Here is an 18,667-nt window from a genome sequence, read left to right as displayed (position 1 = left end):
GACCTGGTCGTGCTCGACTCCGACGGCTACGACCTGGTCGCCGTGATGCGCCGCGGCCGCTGGGCCGTCGGCGGCGACCGCTTCCCCACCGTCAGGTCCGCCTGAACAACGGCGACGGCCGCCCTCCCCCGGTGGGGAAGGGCGGCCGTCCGCGTCCTCGGCCGGGCCTCAGCCGCTCGGCTCGACGGTGATCTGGTCGATCAGGATCGGCCCGGAGGGCACCGTGAAGCTGACCGAGTTCGCCCCGGCCTGGAACTGCGGCAGTATCCAGGTGGTGTACCAGGACGACGCCGGGTCCTTGCCGGGCGAGTAGTTCCTGTACGTCAGCCCGTTCGGCCAGTCCTTGCCGTTGACCGAGGCCGCGCCCTTCACATCCCCGCCGGCGTTGTTGTAGTGCACGGTGAGCTTGTACGTGCCGGCCGCGGCGATCTGGCCGTTCCAGGTGACCGTGCCGCCCTGCTGGAGCGTCAGGTAGCTGCCGTCGGCGGACTTGGCGCCCTTGACGCTGTTGCCGGACGGCGCGTTCTGCCCCTGCAGCTGGCCGGCGTCCACGGTCGCCGGGCCGGCCGAGACCGTGGCACTCGCCGAGGGCGAGGCCGAGCCCGTCCCCCCGCTCGGCGTCGCGGCGCCGCTGGGCGCCGGCGGGGCGGCGCTGGTGGTGCCGCCCTTGGCGGTCTTGTCGGCGTCCGGGTCACCGGTGGAGAGCGCGATCCCGGCACCGATCGCGATCGCCGCGACCACGGCGACCGCGCCGATCACGGCGCCCTTGCTCCGACCGCTGCTCGGCCGGTCGTCCCCCGGCTGCGGGCGGGAGTGCTCGGCGTAGCGGGCCTGCTGGGCGGGTGCGCCGTACTCGGCCTGCGGCGGCACACCGGGCTGGCCGTACTGGCCCTGCGGGGGCATCCCCGGCTGGCCGTAGGGCGGCTGCCCCGGACCGGGCTGGCCGTAAGAGGGCTGCTGGGCGCGCGGCGCGCCGTACTGCGCCCGGCCGACCTCCATCGGGCGGCTGTACGGCGTCCGGGGAACTCCCTGCTGCGGCTCGGCCGGCTGTCCGGCGGAGCCGTCGGCCGGGCGGTAGAGGTAGCCGAACGGGTCGTCGTCCTGCGGGGCACCGCCCCCCTGGCCCTCGGGCAATCCGTTGTCGCCGGCGGTCGTCACGGTGGTCTGCTCCCCCATCCGGTGTGCGCCGCGCGCGGGCGGCGCAGATCATGGACGCTGTCGTACCGGGCACCCTACCTGCCGTACCTGACAGCAGGAAAAGAACCCTTGACAACCCGTGGGTAACCTGCGCGTTCCCGGGCGCCCGGCGCCCGACCCCTCCCGCCGGCCCCGGAACGGCCGCCGCGAGCCCCGTCGTCAGCCCGCGCGCCGGTGCGAGCGCTCGCCGCGCGCGCCCCGGACCGCCCCGCCCCGGGCCCGCTTCTCGTCGTACATCCGCTCGTCCGCGGTGTGCAGCACCTCCTCGATGCTCATCCCGCAGCCGGCCCAGCCCACCCCGAGGCTCACCCCGACCCGCATCGCCCGGCCGTCGATCCGCATCGGCGGGATGATCGCGTTGCGCAGCCGGTGGGCCAGGTCCTTGGCCTCCTCGCGGCCGATGCCGTCGGCCAGCACCACGAACTCGTCCCCGCCCAGCCGGGCCACCGTGTCGCCGTCCCGGACCGCCCCGCTCAGCCGCCGGGCGACCTCGACCAGCACCGAGTCGCCCGCGTTGTGCCCGAACCGGTCGTTGATCGACTTGAAGCCGTCCAGGTCGCAGAAGAGCACCGCGAGCCCCTTCTCGGCCGGCGCCGCCGGGCCGGAACGGAACGGCACCGACCAGGCCTCGCCGCCGGGCCCGTACTCGGCCGGCACCACGGCGTGCACGTGCTCCCCGTACCCCGCGCCGAGCCCGGGCGGCGGCCCGCCCTCCAACGCGCCGTACCCGTGCACCGGCCCCGGGTACGGGTCCACGCCCTCCAGGCCCTCGTACGCCGCGTGCGCGCTGTAGGTGTCGGCCGGGTAGGCGTACGGCTGCGGGTAGCCGACCTCGGCGGTCAGCGCGGGGGCGGCACCGACCGGCTGCGGCTCGGCGCAGAGCCGGCGGGCCAGCCGGGCCTTGAGCTCGGCGCCGTTGGGCAGGCCGGTGAGCGCGTCGTGGCTGGCCCGGTGGGCGAGCTGGAGCTCGTGGCGCTTGCGGTCCTCGATGTCCTCGACGTGGGTGAGCAGGAAACTCGGGCCCTCGGCCGCGTCCGCCACGATCGAGTTGCGCAGGCAGACCCACTGGTAGCCGCCGTCCCGCCGGGACAGCCTCAGCTCCGCCCGGCCGCTCTCGGCGCTGGTGCGTTCCAACAGGGCCCGGTCCTCGGGGTGCACGAGGTCGGCGAAGCTCTGCTGGCGCAGCACCGCGCGGGGGCGGCCGAGCAGTCGACAGAGCGCGTCGTTGACCCTGGTGAGCTGGCCGCGCCCGGCGCCGTGGAGTTCGGTGATGGCCATCCCGCTGGGCGCGTACTCGAAGGCCTGCCGGAAGCTCTCCTCGCTGGCCCGCAGGGCCTGCTGCTCCTTCTCCAGCCGGGCCAGCGCGCGCTGCATCTCGGCCCGCAGCCGGGCGTTGCCGATCGCGATGGAGGCCTGCAACGAGAACATCTCCAGGGCCTCGCGGGTCCACGCCCCGGGCCGCTTGCCGCTGCGCGGGCGGTCCACCGAGAGCACGCCGAGCAGGTCCCCGCCCGCGCTGTACATCGGGGCGAGCAGCCCGTCGGCGGGGTGCCAGTCGTTGGCGTAGACGGGCAGCGGGCCGTCCCCGATCCAGCGCGGGATGTCGCTGGCGACGGCCCAGCCGCGGTCGTACGGCAGGAAGCGCAGGGTGCCCCAGTGGTCGCTGACCCCGAGCAGCCGGTCCCAGGACTCCCGCGAGCCGACCTGGCCGAGCAGCACCGAGGGCCCGCCCATCGGGCTCTCCTCCAGCTCCCAGACGGCCGCCACCACCAGGTCGCCGTCCGGCCGGACCAGGCTGACCGCGGCGGCGTCGAAGCCGAGTCCGTGCACCGCGCCCTCGACGACGGCCTGCAGCGTGCCCGCCAGGCTGCGGGCAGCGTTGAGGTCCGCCACGACCCGGTGCAAGGTGCGGAGGGTCGCGAGACGGACGTACGGCTCCGACTCGGCTTCCATGCGGGGGCTCCCCGGCTGCTTCGGATAGTTCTTGATTGGTTATCGTCCGATTGCCAGAAGAACTGAATCACAGGGAGCACAGCGTTCGGCACGCTCGGTCAGCAATAGGCCACCACTTGTGACTTAAATCACACGACACTAATGCGTCCTTAATCAGTTCATCCGCCCCATAACGGGACATAAACCGCTACCGGAACATTTCTGGTGGTCGACCGCATCGGCCACGGGCTGAAGCGGACTGCACCCACCGGTAGCCGCGCTTCACCCCTGGGAGTGACCCGGACCCGCACCGGAGCACGACCCCCGGCCGTGGTCCTACGACCACGGCCCGATGCCGTCACCCGGGAGCGACGACTACCGTGCGGTACGTGTATCCGTCCCCGCAGCCCGAAGCTGCCCCCCACGCCACGCCCGACGAGTTCCGGGCAGCCCTCTCCCAGCTCGCCGCCGGCGTGAGCCTGGTGACCGTCCACGACGAGGAGGACGGCGAGGACGTCGGCATGACCGCCACGTCCTTCCTCTCGGTGTCCCTGGACCCGCCGCTGGTGCTGGTCTCGGTCCGCGAGGACTCCCGGATGGACGAGGTGCTCTCCCGCAACGACACCTGGGCGGTCTCGGTGCTCACCGAGGGACAGAAGGCGCTCGGCTCCCGGTTCGCCATGAAGGGCCGGCTCAGCGACCGGCTGCTGTTCGCGGAGACCCCGCACCACCGCGGCGCCCGCACCGGGGCCCCGCTGGTCGAGGGCGCGCTGGCCACCGTCGAGTGCCGCACCGAACAGCGGATACCCGCGGGCGACCACACCCTGCTGATCGGCCGCGTGCTGGAGGCCGTGGTCCCCAACCCCGGCGGCCGCCCGCTGCTCTACTTCCGCGGCGGCTACCGCACGCTGGGCTGAAACGGTTCGGCGGGCGGCACCACCCGGCGGGCCGCACCACTCGCCACTACTCGCCGCGCGGCGACCGCCGACCCTGCTTGAGCTCGGAACGGTGCCGCTTGTTCTCCAGCCGCCGCTCCACCATCCCCCGGCTCGGCCTGGTCGCCCGGCGGGCCTTCGGCGGCGGCGCGCACGCCTCGCTCAGCACCACCCCCAGCCGCACCGCGGCCGCCTCCCGGTTGCGCCACTGCGAGCGGAACTCCGAGGCCTGGACCACCAGCACCCGGCCGTCCACCAGGCGGTGCGCCAGCCGCTCCAGGGCGCGCGTGCGCCACACCTCGGGCAGCGCCTTCGAGGCGACCAGGTCGAAACGCAGCTCCGCCTTGGAGTCGGAGGTGTTGACGTGCTGGCCACCGGGGCCGGAGGAACGCGAGAAGCGCCAGACGAGCTCGGCGTCGGGGACGACCACCGACCCCCGCACGCGGATGGGCTCGGACATGCGCCCATCATCCCGCGCGCCCCCCGTGAGGTCACCCGGTTATCCGTCACTCGCCCGCTCTCCTCCGGGGCGGTCGCCCGCACCCGTCCGCAGCCCCGACAATGGCGTACGTGATCGAGCTCGGCTACTCCCTCTCCAACCGCTTCCCCGACCCCCCGCAGACCGACTACCGCACCGCCCCCGTGCGCGCGCTGCGGTACGACCTGTTCTGCGGCGACGTCTACCTGGACGCCGAGGACGCCGAGCTCTCCACCCGCTGGGGCTGGGTCCCGGTGCTGGACTTCGCCTGGGCGCTGTGCGACATCGTCGAGCAGCTCGACCGCGACCCGGACGGCTCCCGGGCCGCCCGGGTGCAGACCGCCGACCTCGACTTCACCCAGAACACCGAGCTGCTGCGCTTCGCCCGCCGGTTCAACTGGGTCGAGGTCACCGCGACCTGGCTGCGGGACGAGCCCGCGGCCGTGGTCCGGCACAGCGAGCTGCGGCGCGAGGCCCGGGACTTCCTCCAGGACACCCTCGCCGACCTGTTCGACATGCACCCCGACCTGGCCGACAACCCGAACATCTGGACCCTGCAGGGCCGGTTCCCCCGGGTCTGAGCCCGGACCGGACCGACCCTGCCAAGGCTTTGCCCGCCCTTTGCCCGGCTTTGACACCCACGAAGAATTCACGGGTCCCCCGGAACCAAGGCGGCCGGGTACCGCGTTGTCCCGGGAAAAGCGAACGAAGGGACTGCAATCGCCATGCCAGTGAGCCTCTCCAAGGGTGGCAACGTCTCGCTGACCAAGGAGGCCCCCGGCCTGTCCGCGGTCAGCATCGGCCTGGGCTGGGACACCCGCACCACCACCGGCGCCGAATTCGACCTCGACGCCAGCGCGATCGTCCTGAACGCGGACGGCAAGGTGCTGTCCAACGCGCACTTCGTGTTCTTCAACAACACCAGCACGCCGGACAACACCGTCGTGCACACCGGTGACAACCGGACCGGCGAGGGCGTGGGCGACGACGAGTCGATCAACGTCAACCTGGCCGGCCTGCCCGCCGAGGCCACCAAGATCACCTTCCCGGTCACCATCTACGACGGCACCGCCCGCGGCCAGAACTTCGGCCAGGTCCGGAACGCCTACATCCGCGTGGTGAACGCGGCCGGCGGCGCCGAGATCGCCCGGTACGACCTCTCCGAGGACGCCGCCACCGAGACCGCGATGATCTTCGGCGAGCTCTACCGCAACAACGGCGAGTGGAAGTTCCGCGCCGTCGGCCAGGGCTACGCCTCCGGCCTGGCCGGCATCGCCCAGGACTTCGGCGTCCAGATCTGACGCCACAGGGGCACCAACGCCGAGGGGCGGGAAGTCGGTCGACTTCCCGCCCCTCGGCGTTGGTGCCCTTCGGCGTCGGCGGGCCGCTCAGCGCGAGGCGCGCAGCTCCGGGAGCTCGATCAGCTCGGTCTCGTCCTCGGGCGTCAGGTCCACCACGGTCGCCCCGTCCGGCCCGGCATCCCCGGCGCGCATCGGCTGCTCCGGCTGCTCCGGGTGCTCGACCGCCACCTCCGCCGCGACCTCCCGGGCCTCCTGCGCCTCGGCCTTCGCCTGCGCGGCGACCGCCTCGTCGCCCACCACGTCCGCCAGGTCCGTCCGCTCTCCCAGCTCGGCGACGCTGCCCACCGCCGGCGCCGGAACCGCCGCCCGGACGGCCGCGCCCTGGCCGCGGCCGAAGAAACTGAACCCCTGCCCGCGCCCCTGCCCGGACTGCGCCGGGCGCGGCCGCTGCCGCTCCGCCGGCGCCGGTACGACGGCCGGGGCACCCGGCGCCCCGCCCAGCTGACCGACCGTCGCGGTCAGCGCCGGGCGCAGCGGCGTGGGCCGCACCGGGGTCCGCCCGGCCGGCGCCTGCGCCGGGGTCGGCACCGAGGGCGCCACCGGGGCCGGTACGGACACCGCACCCGGCACCGGAGCGGCCGCCACGGCCGGACGGGCCTGGGCGGCCTGCGGGGACGGAGCCGTCGGAGCCGACGGAGCGGCCGGGGTCGTCCGCGCCCGCAGCGCGACCTCCGCGCCCGCCGTGCGCTCCCGCTTGGCCTCCTGCTCGGCGGCGCGCCGCTCCAGCAGTCGCAGCACGGACGCGGCGCGCACGAAGGCGGCCGGGCTGGCCGGGTACTTGGGGCGGCTCGCGGCGAGCGCCCGCTGGGCCGCCTCGGCCTCCTTGAGCGCCTGCTCGGCGACCGCCACGGCCCGCTCCCGGAGCAGCCGGGCGATCTCGGTCTCGGCCTTCGCCAGCCGCGACTTCTCCGCCGTCAGCCGCCGGCCGAAGCGGGTGGCCCGCTCCTCGGCGACCTCGGCCGCGTACTCGGCCTCGGCGAGCTGCTCCTCGAAGCGCTCCTCGGCCCGCAGCCGCTGCGCCGCGGACATCTCGGCGGCCGCCCGGGCCGCCTTGTCGCGCTGACGCAGCAGCACCGCGAAGCCGAGCGTGGCGATCAGTGCGGCGACACCCACCGAGCGCACCAGGACGGTGTCCTGACTGAAGACCAGAGCGGCCAGTGCGGCGACCAGCAGTACGCCGGCGGCGGTGGGGGGAAAGACCCGGCCGAGGACGGAGGAATGACGGTGGCGTCCGCGAGACATGCCAAGAAACTAGCGTGCGAATTGGGGCCGTGTCAGCCCAGGGTCCCCTTCCGCCCTTGACAGTGGGCATTTTTTACCGCATGTGCCCGGCTTTTCACTCAAGATCACGAAAAAGGGCCTGCTCAGCGCCGTCCGGATCCGGCCGATCCGTCAGCGGTGCGAGGCCGCCGGACCGCCCGGGTCGTCGTGGTCCTCCGGCAGCTTGCACACGTGCTGCAGCCAGAGCGCCGCCGCGATCACCGCGGCCCCCGCCAGCACCGCGAGCCCGGCGGTCACCGCCTGGTCCTTGCGCGCCGACACGTCCAGTTCGCCGAGCAGGTAGATCCCGGCCCCGGCGTAGATGCCGGTGGCCACCGCGGAGACCAGCGCGCTGGCCTGGCCGAGCACCACCGCCCGGGCCGCCAGCAGCGGGTCGACCCGCTTCGCGCCGGGCTGCCGCTCGCGCACCGCCTTCAACCGGGACCGCAGCGAGAGCGCGGTCGCCAGCAGGATCACCGCCACCGCCGCCAGCACCACCGGGGCCGCCGCCGGGACGGCCGGCAGCGTGTCCAGGGACGCCCACAGCTTGGACCCGGCCCAGGACAGCGCCGTCGTCGCGGCGGTGATGCCGATCAGCAGACGGAGGCGAAGCAGCTTCACTCGGAGGTGGTCCTTCCCGGGGTTGCCAGAGCCGACCGCCCGCCCGGTGGCCCGGTGCGGCGGCGTCAGGCCACCGTACCGGGACCGGACGGGCGGACATCTACTCGTACGGCCGGGCCCGGTCGCCGAGTTCCCGGCCGATCCGGCCGATCCGACCGATCCGGCGGCCCCGGCCGACCCGGCCGCGGGGGCCGGGTCCTGCTCGGTGCTACTCCGGCAGCGTCAGCCGGATGTCGTCGCGGCGCTTCACGCCCTGCGCGTCCGGGCCGCCGAGCGCCTCCAGCAGCGCGCCGACCTGTCCGTGCCCCGGCACCTCGGCCTCGGGCTGGGCGTCCAGCCAGGGGGCGAGCACGAAGGCCCGCTCGTGCGAGCGCGGGTGCGGCAGCAGCAGCTGCGGGTCCTCGCTGACCACGCCCTCGTAGGCCAGGATGTCGACGTCCAGGGTGCGCGGACCCCAGCGGACCTCCCGGACCCGCCCGAAGGCGTCCTCGATCGCGTTGCCGCGCTCCAGCAGGTCCCGCGGCGGCAGCGAGGTGCGCAGCACCACGACCGCGTTGTAGTAGTTGGGCTGTTCCTCCGGGCCGCCGACGGCCTCGGTCTCGTAGATCGCCGAAACGGCCTTGATCCTCAGCCCGGGGGTGTCCGCGAGCGCGTCGACGGCACCCTGGAGGGTGTCCAGCCGGTTGCCCAGGTTGCTGCCGAGCGCGATCACCGCACACCGCTGGCTGTGCAGCGTGGTGTCGGCGGAGTCCACCCGGCTCTCCAGGTCGAACGCGTTCGGCTCGGCGATCGGGTCACTGCTGTTCATCGAAGAAATCCCTCTGCATCGGAAACCAGGCGCGCGGTGGGGGTCATGCGCGGCCCCGGTGGATGGTCACGGTCACGTCGTCGAACGGCACGGTGATCGGGGCGTCCGGCTTGTGCACGGTGACCTCGACCTCCTCGACCGCGTCGTGCTTGAGGCACTGGTCGGCGATCCGCTGCGCCAGGGTCTCGATCAGGTCGACCGGCTCGCCGGCGATGATCGCGGTGACCTCCTCGGCCACGATGCCGTAGTGCGCCGTGCGGGTGAGGTCGTCTCCGGACGCGGCGGGGCGGGTGTCCAGGTACAGCACGAGATCGACCACGAAGGTCTGGCCCTCGACGCGCTCGCGCTCGAAGACGCCGTGGTGGCCCCGGGCTCGCAGCCCCCGCAGGGTGACGCGGTCCAGCAAACGAATCACTGCTCCCAGTCGGACGGGCCCCGCCCGGAGGAAGGCATGGACGGGCAGGGCGAAGACGGGCATCACGCCCGCCACTCCGTTTCGAATCTACCCGCGAGCGCGGACAACGCCTGACCGTCCTACCCGGCACGAACCGTCGCCACGCGCACCGGAATGGCGATTGACGTGAACGTTCGGTGACCACCCGGAAATTCCCCGGCGACCGCCCGGCACCGAATTCCCGCGGCCCCCGGAATCAGTCCTCGTCGTCCTCGTCACCGCTGGTCAGAACGGGTGAACCGTGGTGCGACCAGAGCTTCCACCCGGCCGGGGTACGACGGAACAGATTGCTCGACACGACCTTTCCGCCGACCAGCGGTCCGAGTTCGCCCTCCTCCTCGGCCTCGCCGCCGGAGAGGATGTTCTCGGTGCACGTGACAAGGGCCACATCCCCGTGCACCTCGGCCTCGACATCGGTCAGGAAGAACTGGATGTACTCCGTGTTCATCATGATCAGCATGTACGAGCGGGTCACCTGCGCCCGCCCGCGCAGCACCGGCCAGCCGGGGTGGACGCAGACCACGCCGCCCTTGTCGTCGGCGTGCTCGGGGCCCAGCCAGGCCTCCTCGACCGCCTCGACGTCCCCCCGCTCCAGCGCCTCGTAGAATTCCCGGTTCGCCGCGAGCACGGCCTCCAGGTCCACTTCCCGGGCCTTCCCGGCCGTCCCGCCGCTCAACCTGCCGTCACCTGTCACAGACCCTCCCTCACCCCAGCCGCGCCGCGCGCTGCCAGGCCGCGACCACGCGGACGGCGTCCGCCGTACCGGACACGTCGTGCACCCGGACCGCCCAGGCTCCGGCCCTGGCCGACAGCACCGACACCGCGGCGGTCGCGTCGTCCCGCTCGCGGGCCGGGCGCAGTTCCCCGGTTTCCGGGTCGGCGAGCAGCGTACCCAGGAACCGCTTGCGCGAAGCCGCGACGAGGACGGGACGGCCGAGCGCGGTCAGGGCGTCCAGCCTCCCGAGCAGCGCCCAGTTGTGCTCGGCGGTCTTGGCGAAGCCCAGCCCCGGATCGAGGACCAGCTGGTCCTCCTTGACCCCCGCGGCCAGCAGCGCGTCCATCCGCCCGGTCAGTTCCTCGACCACGTCCCGCACGACGTCCCGGTAGACGGCCAGCCGGTCCATGTCGGCGGACTGCCCGCGCCAGTGCATGACCACGAAGGGCGCGCCGGTCTCGGCGACCACCCGGGCCATCGCCGGGTCGGCGAGCCCGCCGGAGACGTCGTTGACGATCGCGGCACCGGCCTCCACGGCCCGCTCGGCGACCGAGGCCCGCATGGTGTCGACCGACACCACCACCCCGGCGGCGGCCAGCTCGCGCACCACCGGCAGCACCCGGCGCAGTTCCTCGTCCTCGGGCACCCGCTGGGTGCCGGGGCGGGTGGACTCGCCGCCGACGTCCACCAGGTCCGCGCCGCGGGCGCGCAGGGCCAGCCCGTGCGCGATCGCCTTGGCGGCGTCGAACCAGAGCCCGCCGTCCGAGAAGGAGTCGGGCGTGACGTTGACCACGCCCATCACGGCGCAGCGGTCGAGCCGCGGCAGTCCGGCCGGCAACGAGAAGGACTGCGAATCGCTCATGCGCCCGCCTCGTTCCGCTCGGCGAGGGCATTCGCCCACGCGCGCCTTCCGATGACCCGCTCGCTGCGCTCGCTCATGTGCCCATTATCGAACGGGGCCCCCGCCGGTGATTCCCGGCGGGGGCCCCGAAGGGTGCGAGCGGCCTCAGGCCGCCTCGCCGACCTCACGGGCCGACGGGACGGGCATCAGGCCCTCGCGCTGGCGCTTGCGGCCGAAGCGCGGCATCCCGAGGGTGATGAAGGCCTCCGCCTGCATCGCGGCGAAGCCGATCCGCGGCAGGTCCCGGGTGTTCGGGAAGACCAGGAAGCGCGGCTCCCACTCGGGCTGGAACTTGGCGTTGAACTTGTACAGCGACTCGATCTGGAACCAGCGCGACAGGAACACCAGCAGTCCGCGCCAGGCGCGCAGCACCGGTCCGGCGCCGATCCGCTCGCCGCGGGCGAGCGCGGAGCGGAACATCGCGAAGTTGAGCGACACCCGGCGGATGCCCAGGGCGCCCACCTCCTGGAGGGCGGCGACGATCAGCAGCTCGTTCAGGCCCGGGTCGGCGGCGCGGTCGCGGCGCATCAGCTCCAGCGAGATGCCGTCCGGCCCCCAGGGCACGAAGTGCAGCACGGCCTTGAGGTCGTCGCCGCTCTCGCCCTCCTCGGGGTCCTTGTGGGCGGTGACCACCACGCAGTCGTCGTCCAGCGGGTCGCCGAAGCGGCCCAGGGCCATCGAGAAGCCGCGCTCGGTGTCGGTGCCGCGCCAGCGGGCGGCGGCGTCGGCGATCCGGTACTTCTCCTCGACGGTGAGGTCGGAGACCCTGCGCACCTTGCAGGAGTAGCCGTTGCGCTCGATCCGCTTGACCATCTGGCGGACGTTGCGCATGGCCCGGCCGGCGAGCGAGAAGGTAGCGGTGTCGACGATCGCCTCGTCGCCCAGCTCCAGCGCGTCCAGGCCCGCCTCACGGGTCCAGACCTCGCCGCCGACCTCGCTGCAGCCCATCACGGCCGGTACCCAGGCGTGCTCGCGGGCCTCGGCCATGAACACCTTGATCGCGCCCGGCCAGGCCTCGACGTCGCCGACCGGGTCGCCGGAGGCGAGCATCACGCCGGAGACCACCCGGTAGGAGATCGCGGCCTTGCCGGTGGGCGAGAACAGCACGCTCTTGTCGCGGCGCAGCGCGAAGTAGCCGAGCGAGTCGCGCTCGCCGTGCCGCTTGAGCAGCTCGCGGACCTTCTCCTCGTCCTCGGCGGTGAGCTCCGGCTTGGGCTTGCCCGGGCGCAGCGCCAGGTAGGCGGTGGTGAAGGCGGTCAGCAGGCCGAGCCCGCCGAGCAGGTAGGCGACCAGGTCGGACATCCGCGCGTTGTTGTAGCGGACCGGGCCCTCGAAGCCGAACAGCCCGTACCCGACGTGCTGCAGCCGTTCCAGCAGGGCCGGGTGCCCGACCTCGTACTTGGTGCGGGTGCTCACGATCAGCAGGCCGAGCAGCACGCTGAGGACGCCCATGACGACCAGGTTGACCACCGCGCCCCAGCGGGTGCGCGGGTCGGCCTTGGCGTAGAACTCGCGCTGGTGCACCAGCATCACGGCGAGGACCACCAGCGAGACGACCGCCGGGCCGATCTGGTGCCAGCGCACGATGTGCAGCGAGGCGCTGAGCGGCAGCAGCACGCAGACCGCCCGCCAGGCCCGCCGCTTGCGCCGGCGCAGCGCGTGCGCCAGCGGCACCAGCAGGATGCCGACCATCAGCGTGCCGACCGCGGCCAGGCTGGTGGTGCCGCCCGGCAGCTGCCCGGCGAAGGTGTGCATCTTGGTGTGCCGGAGCTTGGGGAACACCGCGCTGGCGATGTCCACCAGCCCGATCAGCAGACAGGCGTAGCCGACCGCACCGGGGAGCCAGGCCCTCGGGACGGCGGCCGCCTGGTTGCGCAGCGTCTGCAGGCCGCGCCGACGGCGCGGCGGCTGCTCGGGGCTCGGCTCAACGGACACGGGAACGCTCATGGAAGCTCAGCGTAGAGGCTGCGGTGCGATGTCCGTTCACTCCGGGGGAGCACGTGTGATGGACCTTCATGCGTATTCCTTCATCAGGCAATGCGCATACCAAGGATCCGGAAACGGACGGTAATCCGGTGCCGTGGGCGCGCTGCGGGTTGAGCCAGGGGTGGGAGCCGTGGGTCCGCCGCCGCGTGGCGGGGCACGACCGTCCGGTGCGTCGTACGTACGGTGGACGCCGCATTCTAGGGCGCCGGTTGCCCCGGACCTCCCCCCACCCTCCCGACCGCGCCGGGACGTCCGGACAGCCTAGCTGCGGTGGCCCGGCCTGACGGCCCGCCAGACGATGAAGCCTGCATCGACAGTGTCCCACCGGAAGGCCGACGGCATGGAACTGACCAGCGACGTGCTGGTGAACGCGCTGCTCGCACTCGGGGCCGCGGCCCTGGTCACCACCTTGTGGATCTGGCCCCGGCTGGCCCGGCAGCGCCCGCTCCCGGTGCTCGGCAGGATCGGGCTGCTGACCGTCGTTCAGGTCTCCGTCCTGGCGGTGCTGGCGCTGTCGGTGAACAACTCCTTCGGCTTCTACACCTCCTGGGACGACCTGCTGAACCCCGGCGGCGCCAAGCTCGCACTGACCAGCAACGAGAACCACAAGGGTGGCACCCCGGTCTCCGACCAGCTGGTCCAGCCGACCAACGAGGGCGGCATGGAGAGCGCCCCCAACCTCCCCAAGGGCCCGCCGGAGGAGGTCGGGAAGATCGAGTCGGTCCGGGTCAACGGCAAGGAGACCGGTTTCTCCGACCAGATGTTCGTCTACCTGCCGCCCGAGTACTTCGACCCGAAGTTCGCCCTGGTCCGCTTCCCCGCCCTGGTGGCCCTGGCCGGCTTCCCGGGCACCACCCTGAACCTGCTCAAGGAACTGCCGCTGGTGCAGTCCGCGGTGGAGCTGCAGCGCTCCGGCAAGATGCCGCCGACCGTCCTGGTGCTGGCCCGCCCGTCGGTGGTCCCGTCCCGGGACACCGAGTGCGTGGACGTCCCCGGCGGGCCGCGCAGCGAGACCTGGTTCGTCAAGGACGTCCCCGAGGCCCTGCGGAGCGCGTACCGGCTCGGCCGCTCGGCCGCCTCCTGGGGCCTGTTCGGCTACTCCACCGGCGGCAGCTGCGCGATGCGGCTGTCGATGCGCTTCCCGAACGTCTACGGCAGCGCCGCGGGCCTGCACGGCGACTTCTCGGTGCGCCAGGACCAGTACACCGGCGGCGACCTCTTCAACGGCGACAAGGCCCTGACCCAGCAGCACGACCTCGGCTGGCGGCTGCAGAACCTCCCGGCCCCGCCGCTCAACCTGCTCGTGGTCTCCACCCGCAAGGAGTCGGACTACCCGCAGACCGTCCAGTTCGTCGACCAGGCCACCCAGGTCGCGGCGGCCAATCCGCAGTTCAAGGTGGAGTCGCTGTACCTGGACGACGGCGGCCACAACTTCGACAGCTGGACCCGGGAGCTGCCCGCCTCGCTGGAGTGGCTGGGCTCCCACCTCGGCTGAGGCGTGCGGGTGATTACCCGCCGGTCGGCCCGTCCGGCCGGCGGTTCGGGGGGACGTATCGCGGCCGCCCGGCCGACCACCGGCGGGCGCCGCCCCGGATCCGCGCAGGAGGCGCCGTGCTGAGCACCCGATCACTCTTCAACGAGATCTACCGGAACGACCAGGCCTACCAGCTGTTCTGCAGCATCGCGGCCGGCGGCGAGGACCAGGGCGGCTGGGAGAACGAGCGGATCACCGCCCTCACCCCGGACCCGGTGCTCGCCCCGAAGGTCGCCCGGCACGGCGCGGACGAGCGCAAGCACGGCCGGATCTTCACCCAGCTGCTGCACAAGCGCGGACTGCCCAAGGTGCCCGTCCCGGACGAGGCCGACTACTGCATGCTGCTGGAGCGCCAGGGCGTCGGCCTGTCCCACGAGCGGCTGCTCGGCGACACCCCGCTGACCGACCGCGAGATCATCACCTACCTCGCGCACAGCCGGGTCACCGAGCAGCGCGCCGCCGAGCAGATGCGCCAGCTGGTCAAGGCGTACGGGGACAACCCCGACCTCGGCCGGGCGATGCGGATGATCTCCGCCGACGAGGACAACCACCTCGCCTACTGCCACGAGGAGCTGCTGCGGCTGGTCGCCGAGGGCCACGGGCCGTACGTCCGGCACGCCCTGGAGACCTGCGCCCGCGGCGAGATCCGCACCCACCGGGACGTCGGCCTCGCCGTCACCGCCCGGATGGCGCGGATCCTGCGCTGGCCCCGCTGGCAGCTGGCCGTGGTCACCCTCGGGGTGCACGCGCTCTACCTGTACGACCGGGCCTTCGGCTGGCGCCGGATGGTCACGCTGCGGATGCCGGAGCGCCGCAACGCACTGGGCACCCCGGCTCCGCCGCACGCGGAGCCCGAGGTGCCCTGAGCCGGAGCCGGTCGCCGACCGGCGACCGGCGACCGGCGACCGATGCCGCTACCTGCCGATGATGAGGCTCATCGCCTCGGCCCGGGTGGCCGGGTCGCGCAGCTGGCCGCGCACGCAGGAGGTGATGGTCTTGGCGCCGGGCTTGCGGATGCCGCGCATCGACATGCACATGTGCTCGCACTCGACCACGACGATCGCCCCGCGCGGCTCCAGGATCCGCATCAGCGCGTCGGCGACCTGGCTGGTCAGCCGCTCCTGCACCTGCGGCCGGCGGGCGTAGACATCGACCAGCCGGGCCAGCTTGGACAGCCCGGTGATCTTGCCGCTGGCGGACGGGATGTACCCGACGTGCGCGACGCCGCGGAACGGCACCAGGTGGTGCTCGCAGACCGAGGTCAGCTCGATGTCCTTGACCAGCACCATCTCGTCGTGGCCGAGGTCGAAGGTGGTGGTGAGGACGTCCTCGGGCTCCTGCCACAGGCCCGCGAATATCTCCTTGTAGGCCCGCGCGACCCGGGCCGGAGTCTCCAGCAGGCCCTCGCGGTCGGGGTCCTCCCCGACGGCGAGCAAGAGCTCGCGGATGGCGTTCTCGGCCCGCTTCTGGTCGAAGGCACCGACGGCGGGCGGACCGTCGAGCGTCACCGGGTCGATCATGCGGGCCTCGCTTACTCGTGGGAAGACTCTGGCTGAACAGCACGGATGCCGCGCCTCCAGGGTACAAACCCTGGTGACGCGGCATCCATTCCGACCGGAGTGCGGCTCAGCCCTCGGTCGGCGGCTCGGCCGCCGGCAGCGGCGGGAGCTTCACGATGTCGACCGGACCGGTGTCGGAGGCGGCGGCGCCGTTGGTGAGCGCCAGCTCCTTCGGCGACTGCACCGGCGGCCGGGTGGACGGCGTGCGACGGGCGGAGCCCGTCCAGGCCGGCCGGGCCGGGCGCTTGACGATCGGGGCGAAGATCTCGGCGATCTGCTCCTTGTTCAGGGTCTCCTTCTCCAGGAGCTCCAGGACCAGGTTGTCGAGCACGTCGCGGTTCTCGACCAGGATCTCCCAGGCCTCGTTGTGCGCGCTCTCGATGAGCTTCTTGACCTCTTCGTCGACCAGCCCGGCGACCTCTTCCGAGTAGTCGCGCTGGTGGCCCATCTCACGGCCGAGGAAGGGCTCCGAGTTGTCGTTCCCGAACTTGATCGCACCCAGGCGCTCGGTCATGCCGTACTGGGTGACCATGGCCCGCGCCGTGGCGGTGGCCTTCTCGATGTCGTTCGAGGCGCCGGTGGTCGGGTCGTGGAAGACCAGCTCCTCCGCCGCGCGCCCGCCCAGCATGTAGGCCAGCTGGTCGAGCATCTCGTTGCGGGTGGTGGAGTACTTGTCCTCCTCCGGCAGCACCATGGTGTAGCCGAGGGCCCGACCGCGGGACAGGATGGTGATCTTGTGCACCGGGTCGCTGTACTGGCAGGCCGCCGCGACCAGGGCGTGACCGCCCTCGTGGTACGCGGTGATCTTCTTCTCCTTGTCGGACATGATCCGCGTGCGCTTCTGCGGACCGGCCACGACGCGGTCGATCGCCTCGTCCAGGATGCCGTTGTCGATCAGCTTCTTGTCCGAGCGGGCGGTCAGCAGCGCGGCCTCGTTGAGCACGTTCGAGAGGTCCGCGCCGGTGAAGCCGGGGGTGCGCTTGGCGACGGCCGACATGTCGACGTCGGGCGCGATCGGCTTGCCCTTCTGGTGCACCTTGAGGATGTCCAGACGGCCCTGGAGGTCGGGGCGCTCGACCGCGATCTGACGGTCGAAGCGGCCCGGGCGCAGCAGCGCCGGGTCCAGGATGTCGGGGCGGTTGGTCGCCGCGATCAGGATCACGCCGCCCTTGACGTCGAAGCCGTCCATCTCGACCAGCAGCTGGTTGAGGGTCTGCTCGCGCTCGTCGTGGCCACCGCCGAGGCCCGCACCGCGGTGCCGGCCGACGGCGTCGATCTCGTCGACGAAGATGATCGCCGGGGCGTTCGCCTTGGCCTGCTCGAAGAGGTCGCGGACGCGGCTGGCGCCGACACCCACGAACATCTCGACGAAGTCGGAGCCGGAGATCGAGTAGAACGGCACCCCGGCCTCGCCCGCGACGGCACGCGCCAGCAGGGTCTTGCCGGTCCCGGGCGGGCCGTAGAGCAGCACGCCCTTGGGGATCTTGGCGCCGACGGCCTGGAACTTGGCCGGCTCCTGGAGGAACTCCTTGATCTCGTGGAGCTCCTCGACGGCCTCGTCGGCACCGGCGACGTCCGCGAAGGTGGTCTTCGGGGTGTCCTTGGTGAGCAGCTTGGCCTTGGACTTGCCGAACTGCATGACGCGCGAGCCGCCGCCCTGCATCTGGTTCATCAGGAACAGGAAGACCAGGACGATGATCACGATCGGCAGCATCGACAGCAGCAGGCTGACGAAGGTGCTCTGCTTCTCGGGACTGACCGTGTAGCCCTCGGCGAGGGTGTTCGGGTCCTTGTCGTTGATCTGCGCCTGCAGCTTGTCGGCGATCGCGACACCCTGGTCGCCGATGTACGAGGCCTGGAACTTGCTGCCGGACGGGACCTTGCCCGTGCCGGCGTTGGACAGCGTGGCGCCGTCCTTCAACTGGATCTTGATCGTGTTCGAGTCACCGGTGGTGATCTGCGCCGACTTGACGTTGTGCGCATCGATCGCTGCGACGACCTGCCCGGTGTCCACCGTCTTGTAGCCGTTCGAGTCCGAAACGACCTGCATCAGTACGATGACGGCGAGGACGGCCAGCACGATCCACATGATCGGCGCACGGAAGTATCGCTTGACGTCCATCCATGCGGGGCGTTGCCGCCCCGTCCCTCCTGCCACTCAGCGGCGCCGGGAGGCTTTGGGCCGCGGCGCAATCCGAATCGATGCTCATGTGAAGAGCGGTTTATTGGACCGTACCGCAGTCGGACCCACCCATGGCGGGAGCACGGCGACACGGCTTAGCTTCTTTGTCCCCCGGTCCAACGGGCGGGAACGACCCACTGTTCCCGCCCATAGCCCGAACGGAGCCCTCAGCCGCCGTAGACGTGCGGGGCGAGGGTCCCGATGAAGGGGAGGTTACGCAGCTTCTCCGCGTAGTCCAGGCCGTAGCCGACCACGAACTCGTTGGGGATGTCGAAGCCGACGTACTTCACGTCGATCTCGACCTTGGCCGCGTCCGGCTTGCGCAGCAGGGTGCAGACCTCCAGCGAGGCCGGGCCGCGCGAGCCCAGGTTGCCCAGCAGCCAGGACAGCGTCAGACCGGAGTCGATGATGTCCTCGACGATCAGGACGTCCCGGCCGGCGATGTCGGTGTCCAGGTCCTTCAGGATGCGCACCACACCGGAGGACTTGGTCCCCATGCCGTAGGAGGAGACGGCCATCCAGTCCATCGTGACCTGCGAGTGCAGGGCCCGGGCCAGATCGGCCATCACCATGACGGCCCCCTTGAGGACGCCGACGATCAGCAGGTCCTTGCCTGCGTAGTCCCGGTCGATTCGCTCGGCCAGCTCCTGGAGCTTGGCGTCGATCTCGTCCTTGCTGATGAGCACCTTCGCGAGGTCAGCGCCCATGTCGTTCTGGTCCACCGGGGATACGTCCTCAAACGTT

18 protein-coding genes are annotated in these 18,667 nt (G+C 72.2%); 5 read left to right on the top strand and 13 right to left on the bottom strand.

Annotation, left to right across the window (positions count from 1 at the left end):
* Positions 1–168: 168 nt before the first annotated feature.
* Positions 169–1,158 carry a carbohydrate-binding protein gene (locus ACZ58X_RS37260; RefSeq protein WP_470337999.1) on the bottom strand — a complete coding sequence of 330 codons (990 nt, stop codon included), beginning with the start codon at positions 1,156–1,158 and terminating at the stop codon, positions 169–171.
* A gap of 198 nt (positions 1,159–1,356) precedes the next feature.
* A complete protein-coding gene (locus tag ACZ58X_RS37255) occupies positions 1,357–3,150 on the bottom strand; it encodes a GGDEF domain-containing protein (RefSeq protein ID WP_470337998.1) in 1,794 nt (597 codons plus the stop codon).
* Between the two features lie 368 nt (positions 3,151–3,518).
* Here ACZ58X_RS37255 and ACZ58X_RS37250 point away from each other — a divergent pair, with 368 nt between their 5' ends.
* A complete protein-coding gene (locus ACZ58X_RS37250; protein ID WP_470337997.1) occupies positions 3,519–4,046 on the top strand; it encodes a flavin reductase family protein in 528 nt (175 codons plus the stop codon).
* A 46-nt stretch (positions 4,047–4,092) separates the two neighbouring features.
* Here the strand turns inward: ACZ58X_RS37250 and arfB are convergent, their stop codons facing one another.
* A complete protein-coding gene (gene arfB, locus ACZ58X_RS37245; protein ID WP_470337996.1) occupies positions 4,093–4,524 on the bottom strand; it encodes an alternative ribosome rescue aminoacyl-tRNA hydrolase ArfB in 432 nt (143 codons plus the stop codon).
* 101 nt (positions 4,525–4,625) lie between these two features.
* Here arfB and ACZ58X_RS37240 point away from each other — a divergent pair, with 101 nt between their 5' ends.
* Together ACZ58X_RS37240 and ACZ58X_RS37235 are read left to right on the top strand one after the other, a co-directional pair.
* On the top strand, positions 4,626–5,123 hold the full coding sequence (locus ACZ58X_RS37240; RefSeq protein ID WP_470337995.1) for a hypothetical protein: 498 nt from the start codon (positions 4,626–4,628) through the stop codon (positions 5,121–5,123).
* Between the two features lie 144 nt (positions 5,124–5,267).
* On the top strand, positions 5,268–5,843 hold the full coding sequence (locus ACZ58X_RS37235) for a TerD family protein (protein ID WP_470337994.1): 576 nt from the start codon (positions 5,268–5,270) through the stop codon (positions 5,841–5,843).
* Between the two features lie 87 nt (positions 5,844–5,930).
* Here ACZ58X_RS37235 and ACZ58X_RS37230 read toward each other — a convergent pair whose 3' ends face one another.
* The 7 genes from ACZ58X_RS37230 to ACZ58X_RS37200 all read right to left on the bottom strand — a co-directional run bounded on the left by ACZ58X_RS37230 (position 5,931) and on the right by ACZ58X_RS37200 (position 12,609).
* Complete coding sequence (locus ACZ58X_RS37230; RefSeq protein ID WP_470337993.1) at positions 5,931–7,145, bottom strand: hypothetical protein; 1,215 nt, start codon at positions 7,143–7,145, stop codon at positions 5,931–5,933.
* A 150-nt stretch (positions 7,146–7,295) separates the two neighbouring features.
* On the bottom strand, positions 7,296–7,784 hold the full coding sequence (locus tag ACZ58X_RS37225) for a DUF3180 domain-containing protein (RefSeq protein WP_470337992.1): 489 nt from the start codon (positions 7,782–7,784) through the stop codon (positions 7,296–7,298).
* A 208-nt stretch (positions 7,785–7,992) separates the two neighbouring features.
* Positions 7,993–8,592, bottom strand: a complete 600-nt coding sequence (gene folK / locus ACZ58X_RS37220) for a 2-amino-4-hydroxy-6-hydroxymethyldihydropteridine diphosphokinase (RefSeq protein ID WP_470337991.1) — start codon at positions 8,590–8,592, stop codon at positions 7,993–7,995.
* A gap of 43 nt (positions 8,593–8,635) precedes the next feature.
* On the bottom strand, positions 8,636–8,995 hold the full coding sequence (gene folB, locus ACZ58X_RS37215) for a dihydroneopterin aldolase (RefSeq protein WP_030288941.1): 360 nt from the start codon (positions 8,993–8,995) through the stop codon (positions 8,636–8,638).
* A gap of 247 nt (positions 8,996–9,242) precedes the next feature.
* Positions 9,243–9,740 carry a nuclear transport factor 2 family protein gene (locus ACZ58X_RS37210; protein ID WP_470337990.1) on the bottom strand — a complete coding sequence of 166 codons (498 nt, stop codon included), beginning with the start codon at positions 9,738–9,740 and terminating at the stop codon, positions 9,243–9,245.
* Positions 9,741–9,750: 10 nt separating this feature from the next.
* Complete coding sequence (gene folP / locus ACZ58X_RS37205; protein WP_470337989.1) at positions 9,751–10,623, bottom strand: dihydropteroate synthase; 873 nt, start codon at positions 10,621–10,623, stop codon at positions 9,751–9,753.
* A 144-nt stretch (positions 10,624–10,767) separates the two neighbouring features.
* Entirely contained in the window at positions 10,768–12,609 is a 1,842-nt protein-coding gene (locus ACZ58X_RS37200) for a phosphatidylglycerol lysyltransferase domain-containing protein (protein ID WP_470337988.1), read from the bottom strand.
* A 379-nt stretch (positions 12,610–12,988) separates the two neighbouring features.
* Between ACZ58X_RS37200 and ACZ58X_RS37195 the strand changes: the two genes are divergently transcribed.
* Together ACZ58X_RS37195 and ACZ58X_RS37190 are read left to right on the top strand one after the other, a co-directional pair.
* Positions 12,989–14,143, top strand: coding sequence for an alpha/beta hydrolase (locus tag ACZ58X_RS37195; RefSeq protein WP_470337987.1), 1,155 nt, complete (start codon positions 12,989–12,991; stop codon positions 14,141–14,143).
* 116 nt (positions 14,144–14,259) lie between these two features.
* On the top strand, positions 14,260–15,048 hold the full coding sequence (locus ACZ58X_RS37190; protein WP_470337986.1) for a ferritin-like domain-containing protein: 789 nt from the start codon (positions 14,260–14,262) through the stop codon (positions 15,046–15,048).
* Between the two features lie 48 nt (positions 15,049–15,096).
* Here the strand turns inward: ACZ58X_RS37190 and folE are convergent, their stop codons facing one another.
* The 3 genes from folE to hpt form a co-directional block, all read right to left on the bottom strand.
* Positions 15,097–15,702, bottom strand: a complete 606-nt coding sequence (gene folE, locus ACZ58X_RS37185; RefSeq protein WP_470337985.1) for a GTP cyclohydrolase I FolE — start codon at positions 15,700–15,702, stop codon at positions 15,097–15,099.
* Positions 15,703–15,808: 106 nt separating this feature from the next.
* Positions 15,809–17,863 (bottom strand): ATP-dependent zinc metalloprotease FtsH, encoded by a 2,055-nt coding sequence (gene ftsH, locus ACZ58X_RS37180; protein WP_470337984.1) that lies wholly within the window; start codon positions 17,861–17,863, stop codon positions 15,809–15,811.
* Positions 17,864–18,090: 227 nt separating this feature from the next.
* A complete protein-coding gene (gene hpt / locus ACZ58X_RS37175) occupies positions 18,091–18,645 on the bottom strand; it encodes a hypoxanthine phosphoribosyltransferase (protein WP_045692298.1) in 555 nt (184 codons plus the stop codon).
* Positions 18,646–18,667 lie beyond the last annotated feature (22 nt).

Source organism: Kitasatospora sp. NPDC040550, from assembly GCF_055594965.1.
This window is presented reverse-complemented; position numbering and strand designations above follow the sequence as displayed.